The sequence below is a fragment of the Pseudomonas sp. Yb2C2 genome (genome assembly GCF_052112325.1).
GTDB lineage: Bacteria > Pseudomonadota > Gammaproteobacteria > Pseudomonadales > Pseudomonadaceae > Aquipseudomonas > Aquipseudomonas marginalis.
The window spans coordinates 124938-140394 of the sequence record NZ_JAVAJK010000014.1 but is presented as its reverse complement, the minus strand read 5'-3'; the positions used below and the strand labels follow the sequence as shown (position 1 = coordinate 140394).

General features: G+C 53.5%; 14 protein-coding genes and 2 pseudogenes. 13 read left to right on the top strand and 3 right to left on the bottom strand.

Annotated features, from left to right (window positions below):
- Positions 1–1026, bottom strand: a pseudogene (gene traD, locus Q8X51_RS20190) (conjugative transfer system coupling protein TraD); the annotation flags it as partial.
- On the opposite strand from traD, the pseudogene Q8X51_RS20185 reads away from it, so the two are divergent.
- Positions 1017–1883: pseudogene (locus Q8X51_RS20185) on the top strand (M20 family metallo-hydrolase); the annotation flags it as partial. The pseudogenes traD and Q8X51_RS20185 sit on opposite strands and share 10 nt — an antisense overlap.
- Positions 1884–1974: 91 nt before the next feature.
- Here Q8X51_RS20185 and Q8X51_RS20180 read toward each other — a convergent pair.
- Entirely contained in the window at positions 1975–2577 is a 603-nt protein-coding gene (locus Q8X51_RS20180; protein ID WP_065926028.1) for a helix-turn-helix domain-containing protein, read from the bottom strand.
- A 160-nt stretch (positions 2578–2737) separates the two neighbouring features.
- Between Q8X51_RS20180 and Q8X51_RS20175 the strand changes: the two genes are divergently transcribed.
- Positions 2738–3433 (top strand): B3/B4 domain-containing protein, encoded by a 696-nt coding sequence (locus Q8X51_RS20175; RefSeq protein ID WP_065926029.1) that lies wholly within the window; start codon positions 2738–2740, stop codon positions 3431–3433.
- A gap of 206 nt (positions 3434–3639) precedes the next feature.
- Here the strand turns inward: Q8X51_RS20175 and Q8X51_RS20170 are convergent, their stop codons facing one another.
- On the bottom strand, positions 3640–4122 hold the full coding sequence (locus Q8X51_RS20170) for a DinB family protein (protein WP_065926030.1): 483 nt from the start codon (positions 4120–4122) through the stop codon (positions 3640–3642).
- A gap of 239 nt (positions 4123–4361) precedes the next feature.
- Between Q8X51_RS20170 and thrC the strand changes: the two genes are divergently transcribed.
- The 11 genes from thrC to Q8X51_RS20115 all read left to right on the top strand — a co-directional run bounded on the left by thrC (position 4362) and on the right by Q8X51_RS20115 (position 15452).
- The gene (gene thrC / locus Q8X51_RS20165) at positions 4362–5762 is read left to right on the top strand and encodes a threonine synthase (RefSeq protein ID WP_065926031.1); all 1401 of its coding nucleotides are present in this window, start codon (positions 4362–4364) and stop codon (positions 5760–5762) included.
- Positions 5763–5776: 14 nt separating this feature from the next.
- Positions 5777–6214, top strand: a complete 438-nt coding sequence (locus Q8X51_RS20160; protein WP_065926032.1) for an Lrp/AsnC family transcriptional regulator — start codon at positions 5777–5779, stop codon at positions 6212–6214.
- Between the two features lie 128 nt (positions 6215–6342).
- Positions 6343–7392 carry a homoserine dehydrogenase gene (locus Q8X51_RS20155; RefSeq protein ID WP_065926033.1) on the top strand — a complete coding sequence of 350 codons (1050 nt, stop codon included), beginning with the start codon at positions 6343–6345 and terminating at the stop codon, positions 7390–7392.
- 2 nt (positions 7393–7394) lie between these two features.
- Positions 7395–8813: an aldehyde dehydrogenase family protein gene (locus Q8X51_RS20150; protein WP_065926034.1), complete on the top strand. Its 1419-nt coding sequence runs from the start codon at positions 7395–7397 to the stop codon at positions 8811–8813.
- A gap of 101 nt (positions 8814–8914) precedes the next feature.
- The gene (locus Q8X51_RS20145; RefSeq protein WP_065926035.1) at positions 8915–10450 is read left to right on the top strand and encodes an amino acid permease; all 1536 of its coding nucleotides are present in this window, start codon (positions 8915–8917) and stop codon (positions 10448–10450) included.
- Positions 10451–10488: 38 nt separating this feature from the next.
- On the top strand, positions 10489–11691 hold the full coding sequence (locus Q8X51_RS20140) for a trans-sulfuration enzyme family protein (protein WP_407694637.1): 1203 nt from the start codon (positions 10489–10491) through the stop codon (positions 11689–11691).
- A 182-nt stretch (positions 11692–11873) separates the two neighbouring features.
- Positions 11874–12191 carry a DMT family transporter gene (locus Q8X51_RS20135; protein WP_065926037.1) on the top strand — a complete coding sequence of 106 codons (318 nt, stop codon included), beginning with the start codon at positions 11874–11876 and terminating at the stop codon, positions 12189–12191.
- A 194-nt stretch (positions 12192–12385) separates the two neighbouring features.
- Positions 12386–13150: a transporter substrate-binding domain-containing protein gene (locus Q8X51_RS20130; protein WP_407694653.1), complete on the top strand. Its 765-nt coding sequence runs from the start codon at positions 12386–12388 to the stop codon at positions 13148–13150.
- A gap of 52 nt (positions 13151–13202) precedes the next feature.
- Positions 13203–13931: an ABC transporter permease gene (locus Q8X51_RS20125; protein WP_065926136.1), complete on the top strand. Its 729-nt coding sequence runs from the start codon at positions 13203–13205 to the stop codon at positions 13929–13931.
- Positions 13928–14638 carry an ABC transporter permease gene (locus Q8X51_RS20120; protein WP_065926039.1) on the top strand — a complete coding sequence of 237 codons (711 nt, stop codon included), beginning with the start codon at positions 13928–13930 and terminating at the stop codon, positions 14636–14638. The genes Q8X51_RS20125 and Q8X51_RS20120 overlap by 4 nt, the downstream gene beginning before the upstream one ends.
- Positions 14639–14690: 52 nt before the next feature.
- A complete protein-coding gene (locus Q8X51_RS20115) occupies positions 14691–15452 on the top strand; it encodes an ABC transporter ATP-binding protein (RefSeq protein ID WP_407694636.1) in 762 nt (253 codons plus the stop codon).
- The last annotated feature ends 5 nt before the right edge of the window (positions 15453–15457 follow it).

Genomic DNA, 15457 nt, shown 5'->3' with positions numbered 1-15457 from the left:
TTCGTTGTGCCAGATTGTTTGATTCTCACCATATTGGCGGCGCATGTGTTCAGCCAGGTCGAGCAGATTGTTGGGCATATCGGCATCTGGCTCATGTACAGGCAACGGCATCCGCAGTTTCCACAGGATGCCGCCTTCGAGCAGGGCAAAGGCCTGGCCTTTGGGCAATGCGACGATATGCGCGGGTTCCAGCAGCGGTACGCTGGTGGTGATGCGATCCATGCTGCTGGAGGTAAATGCTGTTCGTCCGTGTGGATCGGAGCTGTCAGTGGCGCTGCTCATGGGGGAGATGCCGGCGATTTTGACCTTTGGCAGTTGTTTGGTCAGCAGCTCTGCGGTGGCCGTTTCACGTACGCGTAACATGATCAGGTTGTTGAAGTTGCCCACCACTTGGCCAGCCTTGGCGCGGTTGCCGAGACGTGCTTCGATATCGCTGAGGGTCTGGGTGTAGGCGGTGACCTGCATACCGGCGCCGCCTCCCTTGTTGACCATGGGAATGAACTCGTCGCCCATCAGTTCGCTGAATTCGTCAGCATGGACATTGATTGCGGCCGTGGCGTTGGTTGTCGCGCCAGGCAGGCCATCATCCAGGCCGAATTTATAAAGGTGGCCGGCGACCGAGACCAGGTCGGCAAACATCGAGTTGCCCACGGCAGCAGCAACCTCCGCATCCGACAACGCGTCCAGGCCGACGTAGACCACTGCTCGTTGGCGTACCACCTGCATCCAATCGAAGACTGGCCGTGCGTCGTTGAGGTCGGTGTAGTCCGGGGCCAGTAATTGGGCAATGCTGCCGCTGGTCAATTTTTCCAACAGCGGCAGCAGGGAGGCGACGATCTTATCGAAGAACGTGCGCTCGTAACGCACGGCACTACGCAGGCCTTCGAGTACTGGATCAAACAGCGGTACCAGGCTTAGGTATTGCTCGATTACCACCACCCGACGGTCGCGGCCGAGCATATGGCGGGGCGTGTTGCGTTCGTTGATGCCTTCTTCGATCTGTACGATTGCTTCCCAACGAAGAGGGCTCGCGCTTTGCCCCGGCGATGATTTCGTCGGGCGTGTATGCCGGGGTGTTTGACCTGGAATATGGGCTGTCCCGCAAGGACAAGGCCGGGGGCAGCATCGGCCAGGCGTTGCAGCACATTGGCTATGCCGGCCCGCATGCGGTGGGCGGCCAGGCCGTGCATGCCGCGTTTGAGCTGCATATCGAGCAGGGCCCGATCCTCGAAGCGCAGGGCATTACCATCGGCGTGGTCACCGGCGCCCAGGGCCAGCGCTGGTATGAGGTGGAGTTGAGCGGGCGCAGCGCCCACGCCGGTACCACACCGATGGACCACCGCCTGGATGCGTTGCTCGGTTTTGCCCGCGTGGCCGAGGCGGTGAATGGCTTGGGTCTGGAGCAGGGCGCCGAAGGGCGGGCCACGGTGGGTATGACGAATATCTTTCCCAACTCGCGCAACGTGGTGCCGGGGCGGGTGTTTTTCAGCGTGGAATTCCGTCACCCGGACGAAGCAGTGCTGGCGCGTCAAGACCAGCAATTGCGCGACGCTGTGGCGCGTATTGCTGCGGGCATCGGTTTGCAGCACAACGTGAAGCAGATCTTCCTGTACGCGCCGATTGCCTTCGACAGTGATTGCGTGGCCGTGGTGCAGGCGTCTGCGGAGGCACTGGGATACAGCCATCGCCCGATGATTTCCGGTGCCGGGCATGACGCCTGCTACCTGAACCAGGTGGCGCCGACGGCGATGATTTTCGTGCCGTGCGTGGACGGGCTGAGCCACAACGAGGCAGAGGAGATTTCGCCGGAGTGGTCGACGGCGGGCGCAGATGTGTTGCTCCAGGCACTATTGGCCAAGAGCAATGCTGAGCCAATGATCTGAATGAGTCTTGGGAAACATTGAAGCGATTCGGTAGGGTGACAATTAGCGCTGTCCGATCGGGATTGCCAGCTCTCATAAGCTGGAGGTTTGCTCACTGGTGAATTTCTGTAACTGACATGGTGAAAACCAGCTTGGATCTACCCGCATTGGCGTAGGAGTGTGGAACATCTGTTTTTGCGACCGCTGAGCAACCTGCGTGGATGACTAATTCAGTGTCCCCGACAACACATTTAAGCGTCCCTTTCTCGACATGAAATAATTCAATTGTGCCCTGAGGATGCCCTTGTGACGAAAAGGACTCCCCTGGAAACATTTCCCAGCGCCACAGCTCAATCATGTTAGGCCCTGTGGTCCCTGCAAGAAGACGGGCTGTCCCGCCCAGATCACCAGTCCAGAGAGTGGGGATCTCCTGGCTGTCGATCATATGGGCAGCAGGGGCGTCTGTCACATTGACGATGTCTGCAACAGAAAGCCCCAACGCGGCGGCGATTTTGCACAGGATGCCTATGCTCGGGTTAGCCGTGCATTTCTCAATTTCGACGACCATTCCTTTACTTACGCCTGAGCGGCGAGATAGCTCATCCAAGGTGATTTTCTGATTCTTTCGTGCCTGTTTGAGCGTGCGCGCAACTGCCAGGCCCACAGTCTGAGCATCGGCGCCGGGCGTGGTCGATATAACGTTGTTTAGGGTCATTGTTCAGGGTCATGAGAGAGAGTTGGAGGGATTCTCGACGCTTGCTGCTGGTGTCGTCAATCTGCTCAGTGGCGGGATCTTATTGGTATAGTCGATATATTGACTTATTTGGTCGCTAATGGATAGCATGAAACCACATGTAGATCATTGGAGGTTTTTGATGCTGTCCGTACTGCCGTTAATTGACCAATCTGTTGCAGATTTGGCACCGGGCTTCCGGGCGCTGAGTATCGTTGTGAAGGCTGCGCCCCTGACCAACCCTGGTGTCGCTCAAGAGGCCTTGGACCGCGCTTGCCAGGCAGTGTTGGCAAGCGGGCCCGCTTGGGGAGAGGCGCATCTGGCAGCCTGGGCTGAGACCTTCCGAAAGTTTGGGGCCAAGCCACAACGCACGCCTTGCTCGGCTGAAGCATTGCGCAAGCGTGTTCTACGAGACGGCAGCTTACCGAGCCTGGACCCCATCGTTGACCTCTACAATGCCATCAGTATCGAGTACGCGATCCCTGTAGGCGGGGAAAATATAGACGCCTATGTGGGCACTCCGCGGCTCGTCGTCGCAGACGGTACCGAGCCTTTTGACACCGTGAAAGAAGGCGCTCCCGCTCACGAGTATCCAGACGCCGGCGAAGTGGTATGGCGGGATGATAAAGGCGTGACATGCCGTCGTTGGAATTGGCGGCAAGGTGTCAGAACACGCCTGGGTTCTGGTGCAAAACAGATGTGGTTCATTCTGGAAAGTTTGCCGGCGATGCCTCTTGAAGCGCTGACAGAGGCAGGCGACAAGCTTATCGAAGGCCTGCAACTGATGATGCCAGGCGTTCAAATTGAAAGCTCACTGATTGGTCCTGGATCTAATTAGTCAAAAGACGAAACCCTGGAGTCATGAATGATATTTACCGGCCTTAGCGCATTTCCCTTGACGCCTATGAATGAACAGGGCGTGGATGAGAAGGGCGTAAGCAAATTGCCGCTGTGATCGACGAGCTGGAGCTGAGCTGAACCTGGCTTCTTACTTAGAAAGAGGGCGCTTGCCAATCATGCTCCATGAGGCAAGCGCGCAGGTTTCTAGCGTTTCAAAAACGTTGTGAAGTGGTCCTTGTGATCCTGCAGGATCTCGCCTGGCAAGATCGTTGCGACACTCCCCCGATGTTGCAGGCCATGGGATAGCACATGCGCCAGTATTTGCTCCTTAGTCATGTTGCCAGGCTTTCCGTCCTTGAAAGTAAACGTCACGTGATCAGCCAGTTCCGCTGGCGTGACGGCTTTGGTGTATTCGACAAACCATTGATTCGCCTTGGAGAATTGCTCTTCAAGCTGACTCAAGTCCTGCGGTTGGTCGGTCACGACGGAGTCAAATTCGTCCGGCTTTCCTTTCAGTCTGGCGATGAACAACTGATCAACAATGTTGATGTGGTTGAGCCAATACATCGCTTTCGCCATTTCGTCTGGATAGGATTTTGCCGCTGAGGCTTTCAAGTATTTGAATAGTTCCTCCTCAGACCATGCCTTGTACTGGTAAAGCGAATGCAGAAGGTTTTTGGCGCTCATGGTGTTCTCCCTGATTTCTAGCTGACAGGTGTCCCGCGCTACCTGGCGAGGTAGCGCCAGAGACTTCGTTGCGGTTGGCTGAAAAAAGCTGGTGGATAAATGCAATGGTCACTATATTGACTTTTATAGTCAATAGATGGAAGCTGGATGACAAGCGATTTAAATCGTGGTGTTGGATTTCAGCAGGGCACCGCCAGAGAGGCGGCTAGCTCAGAGATTGCGAGAGGGTGTCTCAAGTTATGAAATACGTCAGTACGCGGACACCCGGCAAAACATTCGACTTTGGTGATGTGCTCATGGGGGCGTATGCCCCGGATGGAGGGTTATTCGTTCCTCTCAAGGTTCCTCACTTCAAAAGGGAAGATCTCTCCAAGCTGGAATGGCTGCCTTTCCATGAACTGGCACGTCACGTGATTGAGCCGTTTGTAGGCCGTTGGATACCTCAAGATCAGCTGCCTCAGATTCTCGAGGAAACGTTCGACTGCTTCAAAAGCAGAGCGGTTGCACCGCTTTACCAAACGGCGAGCAACGAGTGGATATTGGAATTGTTTCATGGGCCAGCTGGCGTCTATCAGGACTTTGGTCTCCAATTGATGGCTCGCCTGGTTGGGCACGACTTGTTGAGATCTGGCAAGAAAGCGCTTGTTGTAGGTTGCACCGGTGGAGACACAGGCGCTGCGGCTATAAAAGCCTTCTCCGGTATGCAAGGTGTGACCGTTATTGTGCTGCATCCCTCGAGAGGAATAACGGAAGAGCATAGACGCCGCTTATTGAGCGCGGGTGAAGAAAACATAGTTAATGTTGCTGTCGAAGGGGATTATTCCGATTGTCATCGCCTCTGCGAACAGTTCTTCAAACACAATACCGAAACGCAGCAACTGATATCCTTCAATTCCGTGAATTGGGTGCGAGTGCTTGCACATCTTCCCTTCTATTTTTACTCAGCACTTCAATTAGGCGCGCCTGACAGGGCAGTAGCCTTCAGTGTGCCCACCGGCAATTTCGGAGCGTTATACGCGGGTTATATTGCCAGGGAAATGGGATTGCCGATTCGGCAATTGATCGTTGCCACCAATGTCAATGCGGGATTGCATAATTTTCTGCAAACTAATCTCTATAGCCGAAGTGAGATTCGTATTACTAATACGCCTAGTATGAACGTCTCATTGGCCTCGAATTTTGAACGCATGCAGTGGAGTATTCTTAACCGCCGCGGAGAAAAAGTAGCCAGGAATATGGAGTTGTTAGAGGGGGAGGGTTCGATTCAGTTAGAGCAAGATGAATGGTTGGAGGCACGTAAGCTTTTCGACTCGCTGGCCGTGGAGGACGCAGATGCTTTCCGGACCATTCATGAGGTGTTTGCGCAAAGTGGTTATCTGATCAGCCCCAATACTGCAATTGGTTTGCGAGCGGCGCGTGCCAGTAGGCGTAGCTTGCTTATCCCGATGATCTGTCTGGCGACGACACATCCCTCCAAGAGTGCCGCAGCGGCTGATGAAACAGATGCGCTGGGGGTCATCAAAGGGATCGGCGCTCTTCCTGGGCCTGATTATCGATGTGTTTCAATCCCTAACGATGTTGGCGCTCTTAAGCAGCTCATCGGGACGTTGTCCACAGACACGGAGTCTCGCTCGTTATAAGTTTGGAGTTAGAGATGAAACGTGTGTTAGATAAGGTTGACGAGAAAATATTGGAAGAGCTGACGCGTAACGCGCGGCTTGCTCACAATGATATTGCGATGAAAGTTAACTTGTCGAGGAATGCGGTCAGGCTGCGAATCGAAAGATTGGAGCGTGATGGGTACGTCAGAGGGTATACGATTATTAAAGGAATGCCCTCGGCGGATGCTGGGCCGATCAACGCTTTAATCTTCGTTTATCGTAAAGATAGAATGCGTGATGCTGACGTTGTTCGTTCTGTCATAGCGATGCCTGAGGTTATTTCATGCAATGTGATGAGCGGCGACCTTGATATTGTATTGACGGTCGAGGCGATGAGTTCAGACCGTATCCATAGAGTTTGGAGTGAAATCTCAGCGCTGCCAGGCGTCCTAAATACTGTGACGTCCTTCGTTTTATCCTGCACCAAGTAGTATGGATAAAGCAAAGTGCGCTGCCGAACGAGCATTTTGCTCGCAATTACGTTCTGTTTGCCATATTCGTGAAAATGCGTTGGCGACTTACTATTTCAGCACCCAAACATAACAATGAGATCTTTGTCGTGACTGAATATAAAATTGCTTTGCTTGGCTTCGGTGGCGTCAACCGCGCGCTGACTCAGCTTATCGCTGATAAGAATTCGCGCTGGGCAGATGAGCTGGGGTTTACTCTGAAGATTATCGGCGTCAGTGATCTCTTTCTTGGCTCGGTTATCAACAAAGACGGTCTGGATGCTCATGAGCTGGCCGCGGTGCCTGCAGCCAAAGGCAGTCTCAAAGCCCTGCGAGGCGGCAGTGATGAACCTGCCAATGAGTCCGTCATTCGGTTTGCGGGTGCCGATATCGTTGCTGAGGCTACATTTACCAATCCCGTGGACGGCGAGCCAGCCACTACGTTCTGCCGTTGGGCCCTGGAGAAGGGCATCAGCGTCGTGACTACCAACAAAGGTCCAGTGGCGCTGCATGCGCAAAGTTTGAAGGCGCTTGCCCAAAGCACCGGTGCTCAGTTTGAGTTCGAAGGTTCTGTCATGAGCGGAACGCCAGTTATCCGGTTGGCTAAGGAATCTCTCGCAGGCTCGGAAATCAGCGGTTTCAAAGGAATTCTCAACGGCACGTCGAACTTTGTCCTCTCCAGTATGGAGACGGGGCTGGACTTCTCCAGTGCTGTTGCGAAGGCCCAGGCGCTAGGTTATGCCGAAGCAGATCCAACAGCCGATGTGGAAGGGCATGATGTTCGTCTAAAGGTCGTCATTTTGGCGAATGAGTTACTCGGCGCAAAGCTCAAGCCTAGCGATGTCCTGTGCAAGGGTATTTCCGAGATTACCGCCCAGGACATTACCGAAGCGACAAAAGCCAATGCTCGATGGAAGCTTATCGGCAGCGCAGAAAAGCTGAGTGATGGCTCCATTTATGCCTCCGTGAGCCCGCAGTTATTGCCCGCCACTGACGCACTTGCCGGTGTGAGCGGGGCTACCAACGCCATCACTTTCAATACCGCCATTCTTGGCCCTGTCACTGTGGTGGGCGCGGGTGCGGGTCGTTTTGAAACGGCTTTCGCTCTACTCGCCGATATTGTGAGCATTCACAAGCACAAAACCCAGTCAGGTAAGTAATCATGAATAGCTTGAGTATTTCACTGGCTGCTGATTATAAAGCGATCACTGTGCATAGCCCGTTTGACGGTAGCAAAGTGGGTGAGGTGGTCGACATGCCTGCTTCATCCGCCACCACAATAGTCGACACCGCTATTTTGGGTGCGTTGATTGCCAAGGACCTGCCACGACACGAACGTGCACGTATATTGGAACAGGCGGCGTTCTCGGTTGAGCGTGATAAGGACGCCTTTGCCCGACTGATTGTGGCGGAGTCGGGCAAAACACTGAAGCAGGCAAAGAAAGAGGTATTGCGCTGCGTCAATACGTTGAAGTTGTCGGCGGAAGAAGCCAAGCGCAATGCGGGCGAAGTGATCCCTTTCGATGCTTATGTGGGATCCGAATCTCGCCAGGGATGGTTCACTCGCGAGCCCCTGGGTGTAATCGTCGCGATTACTCCTTACAACGATCCCCTCAATCTGGTCGCCCATAAGTTGGGCCCTGCCATTGCGGGCGGGAACGCGGTTGTTCTCAAGCCGTCCGAGCTCACACCACTCTCGGCGATCAAGCTGGTGGATTGCCTGATCGAGGCTGGCCTGCCGCCTGTTGTTGTAACAGTCGCCACAGGAGGGGCTGCATTGGGCAAGGCCCTGGTCGCACACCGTGCGGTGCGTATGGTGTCTTTCACAGGTGGTTTCGTTACCGGGGAGCAAATCGCGCGCACGGCTGGGCTTAAAAAGCTGGCGATGGACCTTGGGGGAAATGCCCCGGTTATCGTGATGGCTGATTGCGATCTGAATGAAACAGTCGACGCTTGTGTGTCGGGGGCTTTTTGGGCGGCCGGGCAGAATTGCATTGGTACTCAGCGGATTTTAATCGAGGCGCCACTCTACGAAGCGTTCAAGGCGCGCTTCGTTGAGAAAACCAGTCAGTTGATCGTGGGTAATCCTGCAGATGATCAGACGGATGTCGGTCCTATGATTACTGAGGCGTCAGCCAAGCATGCTGAAGAAGTAGTGAATGACGCGATTGCCAGAGGCGCGGCGCTGCTGTTCGGCAATGTACGTAACGGTTCGCTTTATTCGCCCACTGTTCTGGAAAGCGTCGACCGCCACTGCAAACTGTGGTGCGAGGAAGTGTTCAGTCCTGTCGTGATACTTCAGAGCATTGGTTCCCTGGACGAGGCCCTGACGCTTGCCAACGAACCTGAATACAGCCTGCACGCGGGGATCTTCACCAGTAATTTGAATGTTGCGATGAAGGCAGCCAAGCGACTTGAAGCGGGCGGCGTCATGATCAACGACTCCTCGGACTATCGATTCGACGCAATGCCTTTCGGTGGTTTCAAGTACGGGAGCATGGGCCGCGAAGGTGTGCGTTTCGCCTATGAAGATATGACGCAACCCAAAGTGGTGTGCATTAACGGCGTGAGTGAGAACTAAACAAGTCGCTCCTGCAGGACTTGACGCTTCAGTGCGATCCTTGGCGAGACTCTTCTGCCTTGAAGAGTCGCGTTCAGAATAAAAATAAAAAGGTAACAGAGATGAGTATCAGCGATTTTAATCCTGCGCCCGAGCAGGCATCCCGTGTCGCTCGAAGAACAGACTTCAGCGCTGAGGAATCGGGTTACCAACAAGTGCTCAAGCCGCGCCAGGTCCAGATGATAGCCATTGGTGGTGCGATTGGCAGCGGGCTTTTTATGGGCGCCGGAGCGCGTCTCGCAGAGGCGGGGCCTTCTCTAGTATTTGTCTTTGCACTATGTGGTTTCTTTGCCTGGTTCATCATTCGAGCTATGGGCGAGCTTGTGATGTACAGGCCTTCATCCGGTTCTTTCGTTTCTTACGCTCGAGAATTTTATGGGGAGAAATGGGCGTTTACAGTGGGTTGGATGTACTGGACCGATTGGGTGATGGTAGCGATTGCTGACCTTACTGCCATCGCGCTCTATCTGAACTTCTTCAAGGCCTATCTACCCGTTATGGGCGATATTCCGCAGTGGTTGCTTGCACTTGCCGCGTTAGCCCTCGTCACCGCAATTAATTTGGTGTCGGTAAAGATTTTCGGGGAACTCGAGTTCTGGTTTGCCCTGATCAAAGTGGCTGCCTTGACTACCTTTCTAGGTATAGGCGTGTATATGGTCCTGTTTGGCACGCCACTTCCGGGACATGAAGTTGGATTCCAACTCATCGCCGACAATGGCGGATGGTTTCCAGCAGGGCTTTTGCCCGCAGTCATCATGATCCAAGGGGTGATATTCGCCTACGGAAGTGTGGAGTTAGTCGGTACTGCCGCGGGTGAAGCCCAGGATGTTGCTAAAGTCATGCCGAAGGCCATTCGTGCAGTGGTGTTCCGCATCATTGTTTTCTATGTAGGCTCCATACTGCTGTTGGCAATGCTACTCCCCCACACAGCCTATTCAGCAGGTGTCAGTCCATTTGTAACCTTTTTTGGCTCACTGGGAATCAAGGGCGCGGACGCCATTATGAATATGGTCCTCATCACGGCGGCTGTTTCATCTTTGAATGCGGGCATCTATTCAACCGGTCGAGTACTAAGGTCCCTCGCCATCAGTGGTTCAGCGCCTGGTTTTCTGGCGAAGATGAATCGTCAGGGGGTTCCATTCGCCGGCATCATGCTGACAACCGTCGCATCCCTGATCGGGGTCTTTCTCAATGCAATTGTTCCCGGGGAAGCATTCGAAATTGCATTGACCCTCACCGCTGTGATGCTGATTGGTTCATGGTCAACGATCATTTTGTGCCAAATCAAGCTTTTCAAGTATGCCCAGCTTGGGGAGTTGGAACGACCGCAGTTTCGTATGCCTTTCGCTCCGTACAGTGGTTACGCCACGCTTATTTTCTTTGGTTTGGTGCTGGTACTGATTGCGATGGATTATCCCGTAGGGACGTATTCAATTGCTTCGCTGCCCATCTACGCCGCAGTGCTTGTAGTCGGTTGGTACATGGTACGTGGCCGTGTGCGTGGGATTGAATCAGGGGCACTGGTATTCGATGAGAACCAGGATTTGGTCCCTGTTGATCAGGCTCTCCGCCACTCAGGTACTCCACTTCAAAATTGAACAAGCACAACGACAATGCCCTTTGGAGGAATAGACCCATGCGTCCTGACAAGAAAAATCTGACCACGCTATCTGCAGCCACACTGGCTGTTCATGGGGGTAACGTAATCGACGCGACGACCGGCGCGGTGCGTACGCCATTAGTCATGGCCAACTCCTATCTACTGCCGGAGGATCCTTCGACAATGGATTGGTCCAGCCCAGATGGCCTTGTGTATACCCGTAACCAAGGGCACAACCAAGTGTGCCTGGAGAAAAAGCTCGCAGCACTTGAGGGGACTGAGTCTAGTGTTGTGTTTGCAACCGGCGTAGCTGCGTTGCATGCAGTGTTTTTTACATTTTTGAAAAGTGGTGACCATGTCCTTGTGAGTGATGTCACCTATGAAGCCGTATGGCGGTTGTTCGCCGAGCTTCTGCCTGAGCGCTATGGTATTGAAGCAACGTTTGTAGATATGGGCGATCTGGACGCTGTCCGGCAGGCATTCAGGCCCAATACAAAGCTGCTTCACACTGAAACGATCGCGAATCCTACGACCAAGGTCGCGGACATTGCTGCCTTGGCCGAGATTGCGCACGCTCAGGGCGCGTTGATCTCTGTAGATGCGACGTTTACACCGCCACCTTTTTTCCGTGCCAGTGAGCATGGTGTAGACCTGGTTGTTCATTCGTTGACCAAATACATTAACGGTCATGGTGACTCGATGGGCGGTGTGGTCTTGGGTTCTACCCAGATGATGAACCACATCAAGCACGATGCACTGGTTGACCTTGGGGCAACCATCTCGCCGTTCAATGCCTGGTTAATCATGCGGGGCTCAGTCACCCTGCCTTTGCGTTTGAAACAGCACCTGAGCAATGCGGAAAAACTGGCTGTGTATCTCGATTCAGATGACCGTATTGCCTATGTTTATTACCCCGGGCTTGCCTCTCATCCGCAGCATGAATTAGCTCAGCGGCAATTTGCCGGTCGTGGTTTTGGGGCAATGATGGCCTTCGCAGTGAAAGGTGATCCAGACACCCAAAATCGCTTTGTTTCTAACTTGCGCATTATTACGTCTGCCGTTTCACTGGGCCATGATGAGACGCTCATTGTTCATGTAGGCGCTGAGGGCCGTGGCGGCTTTGACAAGTATCCCAAGGAATTTCAGGAGTACGGCCACTTGCGTTTATCGGTGGGGCTTGAGGACGCAGATGATCTGATTAAAGATATTTGCCTGGCCTTGGATGAAACGTTCAAATGACCTGGCAAATTTGATTATTGGTTTTTGTCTTACAGTATCACGCACAGGGTTTGGTCAACCCGTCTTTACCCCCGTACATACGGGGGTCTTTTTAATTTTAGATAAGTTTTCGCATGTGTTGCCGGATCTTGCCTGAAACGAGAAAGGTGATTTTTAGTTAACGGGGCTTAGGGGGATTAATTGTGGCTTGGATAAGCTTGATTGTTGCTGGGCTGCTCGAAGTGGTTTGGGCGTTTTCAATGAAACAATCTGAGGGCTTTACACGCGTAGTACCCACCATTGTGACTTTGGTTATGGTGGTAGCCAGCTTTGCGCTGCTCTCCTTCTCGATGAAAAGTCTTCCGCTAGGCACCGCTTATACGATCTGGACGGGTATCGGGGCGGTTGGCGCTTTTTTAGTTGGCATTGCTTTTCTCGGAGAGCCAGCCAGTATTCTGCGAGTGGCTGCCGCGATTTTAATTGTTTCCGGTTTGGTGATGATGAAAGTGGCTTCGACATAAATTTTCGAGCATTTTGCTCATGAAATTGATCAATTTGCCATATTCTCTGAAGTGGCATTGCTAATGTAGTGTTGGTAATAAGGCGATCGCCTCAGAATAATAACTTACGGAGCTATGTGTTCAGCTATAGAATTTTACTGCCCTTGAATCCAATTACAATACCTAGGGATGTACATATGAACTCGCTAAGAAAAATGTGTTTTATCGCGCTCTTTCCACTGTGTTTGAATGTGGCGTGGGCCAAAGATTACACAACCCTGCGCTTTGGCGTGGATGCTAACTACGCGCCCTTCGAGTCGAAAGCGGCTGATGGCAGCCTCAAGGGGTTTGACATTGATTTGGGTAATTCGATTTGCGCCAAACTTCAAGTTAAATGCATCTGGGTCGAGAGCGATTTTGACGGTCTGATCCCAGGCCTCAGAGCCGGTAAGTTCGATGGTATTCTCTCATCCATGACAGTGACGCCAACGCGCGCAAAAGCCATCGACTTTTCAAATGAATTGTTTTCTGGGTTCACGGCCTACGTGTTCAAAAAAGGTTCGGGCCTCAACGCAGACGTAGCGTCACTCAAGGGTAAAACGGTCGGCTACTTCCAGGGCAGCATCCAGGAAGCCTATGCAAAAGCTGTTCTGGATAAAGCAGGCGTTAAAATTCAGTCCTATCAGAACCAGGACCAAGTGTATTACGACCTCGTAGCGGGGCGGCTGGATGCATCCCTGCAGGACGCATTACAGGCCCAGTTAGGTTTTCTCAACTCGCCGCAGGGTGCCGATTACGAAATCAGCCCGTCCGTCGAGAGCCCTTATCTTCCCTCCAAAACCGCCATCGGCGTTGCCAAGGGCAACGTGGAACTCAAGGCATTGCTCGATAAAGCGATCCAGGCCCTGCACGAAGATGGCACCTACGATTCGATCCAGAAGCAGCACTTCGGCGATCTGAATCTTTACAGCGGCAAATAACCACCCGGCGCTCACCCCCTGGATGGGCGCTTTTCGCTATAGGTTGCTGATCATGTTCGACACACTATTAGGCGTGCTGGGGCTCTCTGCATTCAGCCTGAAGGGGTTTGGCCCTTTACTGCTCGAAGGCGCCTGGATGACCGTCAAGCTGTCCCTTTCTTCCCTGGCGCTGAGTGTGCTGCTGGGGCTGATCGGGGCCAGCGCCAAACTGTCCAGCCTCAAGCTACTACGTCTGCCAGCGCAGCTCTACACCACACTGATCCGGGGGGTGCCGGATCTGGTACTGATGTTATTGATTTTCTACAGCCTGCAAACCTGGCTGACCCTGATTACAGTGGCTCTGGGGTGGGAATACATAGAGATCAACCCCTTTGTCGCGGGGGTTATCACCCTTGGCTTCATCTACGGTGCTTATTTCACCGAGACCTTCCGCGGCGCGATGCTGGCAGTCCCTCGCGGCCAGGTCGAAGCGGCCACGGCTTATGGGTTAAGCCGTACTCAGCGTTTTCGCTTCGTGATGTTCCCGCAAATGATGCGGTTCGCTTTGCCTGGGCTTGGCAACAACTGGATGGTCATTCTCAAGGCCACTGCACTGGTCTCGATCATTGGCTTGGCTGACCTGGTAAAAGCCGCCCAGGATGCGGGGAAAAGCACCTACCAGTTGTTCTTTTTCCTGGTGCTCGCTGCCTTGACGTACCTGGTCATCACCAGCCTCTCCAATGTTGTACTGCGCTACCTGGAAAGGCACTACGCAGCAGGTTCAAGGGAGGCGGTGCGATGATTGAACTTCTACAGGAGTACTGGAGGCCTTTCTTCTACAGCGATGGTCAGCAAATAACCGGGCTGGCCATGACCTTGTGGCTGCTCAGTGCCTCACTGTTCATCGGCTTTATTGTGTCGATTCCGCTGTCCATCGCTCGAGTGTCGCCCAGGTTTTATGTGCGCTGGCCGGTGCAGTTCTACACCTATCTGTTCCGGGGGACGCCGCTCTACATTCAGTTGTTGATCTGCTACACGGGGATCTACAGCCTGGCTGCCATACGAACACAACCTGTGCTTGATGCGTTTTTTCGCGATGCGATGAATTGCACCATTCTTGCTTTTGCCCTGAATACTTGCGCCTACACCACGGAGATATTTGCAGGGGCAATTCGCAACATTGCCCATGGCGAGGTTGAGGCTGCGAAAGCTTATGGCCTCTCAGGTTGGAAGCTCTATGCGTTTGTGATCATGCCATCAGCCTTGCGTCGCTCGCTGCCGTATTACAGCAACGAAGTCATCCTGATGCTGCACTCGACCACGGTGGCATTCACCGCAACGGTGCCGGACATTCTTAAAGTCGCCCGCGACGCGAACTCCGCGACCTTCTTGACCTTTCAATCGTTTGGGATTGCGGCATTGATTTACCTGGCGGTGACCTTTGCCCTGGTCGGCCTGTTTCGAATCGCCGAGCGTCACTGGTTGGCTTTTCTTGGTCCGACTCACTGAGCCCAGTAGCTGACACTGCTGCTCCAATCCGCGTTAGAGGATGACTGCAAACATGTACAAATTGACTGTTGAAGGGCTACACAAAAGTTACGGTAGCCATGAAGTGCTCAAGGGCGTATCCCTGCATGCCAAAACAGGCGACGTGATCAGCCTGATCGGCGCCAGTGGCTCTGGAAAGAGTACGTTCCTGCGCTGCATTAATTTTCTCGAAACACCCAACGACGGTGCCATGAGTCTGGATGGCAAACCGATCTGCATGGTCAAAAACCATTTGGGGCTGCGCGTGGCGGATGACCGTGAATTGCAACGATTGCGCACCCGCCTGGCCATGGTGTTCCAGCACTTCAACCTGTGGGGCCACCTGACCGTGTTGGACAACATCACCATTGCTCCTCGGCGGGTGCTGGGTGTGAGCAAAAAAGATGCGAAAGATCGTGCCCGGCGATACTTGGAAAAGGTGGGACTGCCTGCCCGTGTTGCCGATCAATTCCCAGCGTTTCTGTCCGGGGGGCAACAGCAACGGGTGGCCATTGCTCGCGCACTTGCGATGGAGCCTGAAGTCATGCTGTTCGACGAGCCTACGTCTGCGCTGGACCCTGAAGTGGTGGGCGAAGTGTTGAAAGTCATCCAAGGGCTCGCAGAAGAAGGGCGGACCATGATCATGGTGACCCATGAAATGGGATTTGCCCGCAAGGTTTCGAACCAACTGCTGTTTCTTCATCAGGGGCTTGTCGAAGAGCAAGGCGGGCCGGAGATCCTGGATAACCCGCGCAGTGAGCGTCTGCAACAATTTTTGTCTAATGGGCTGAAGTGAAAAAC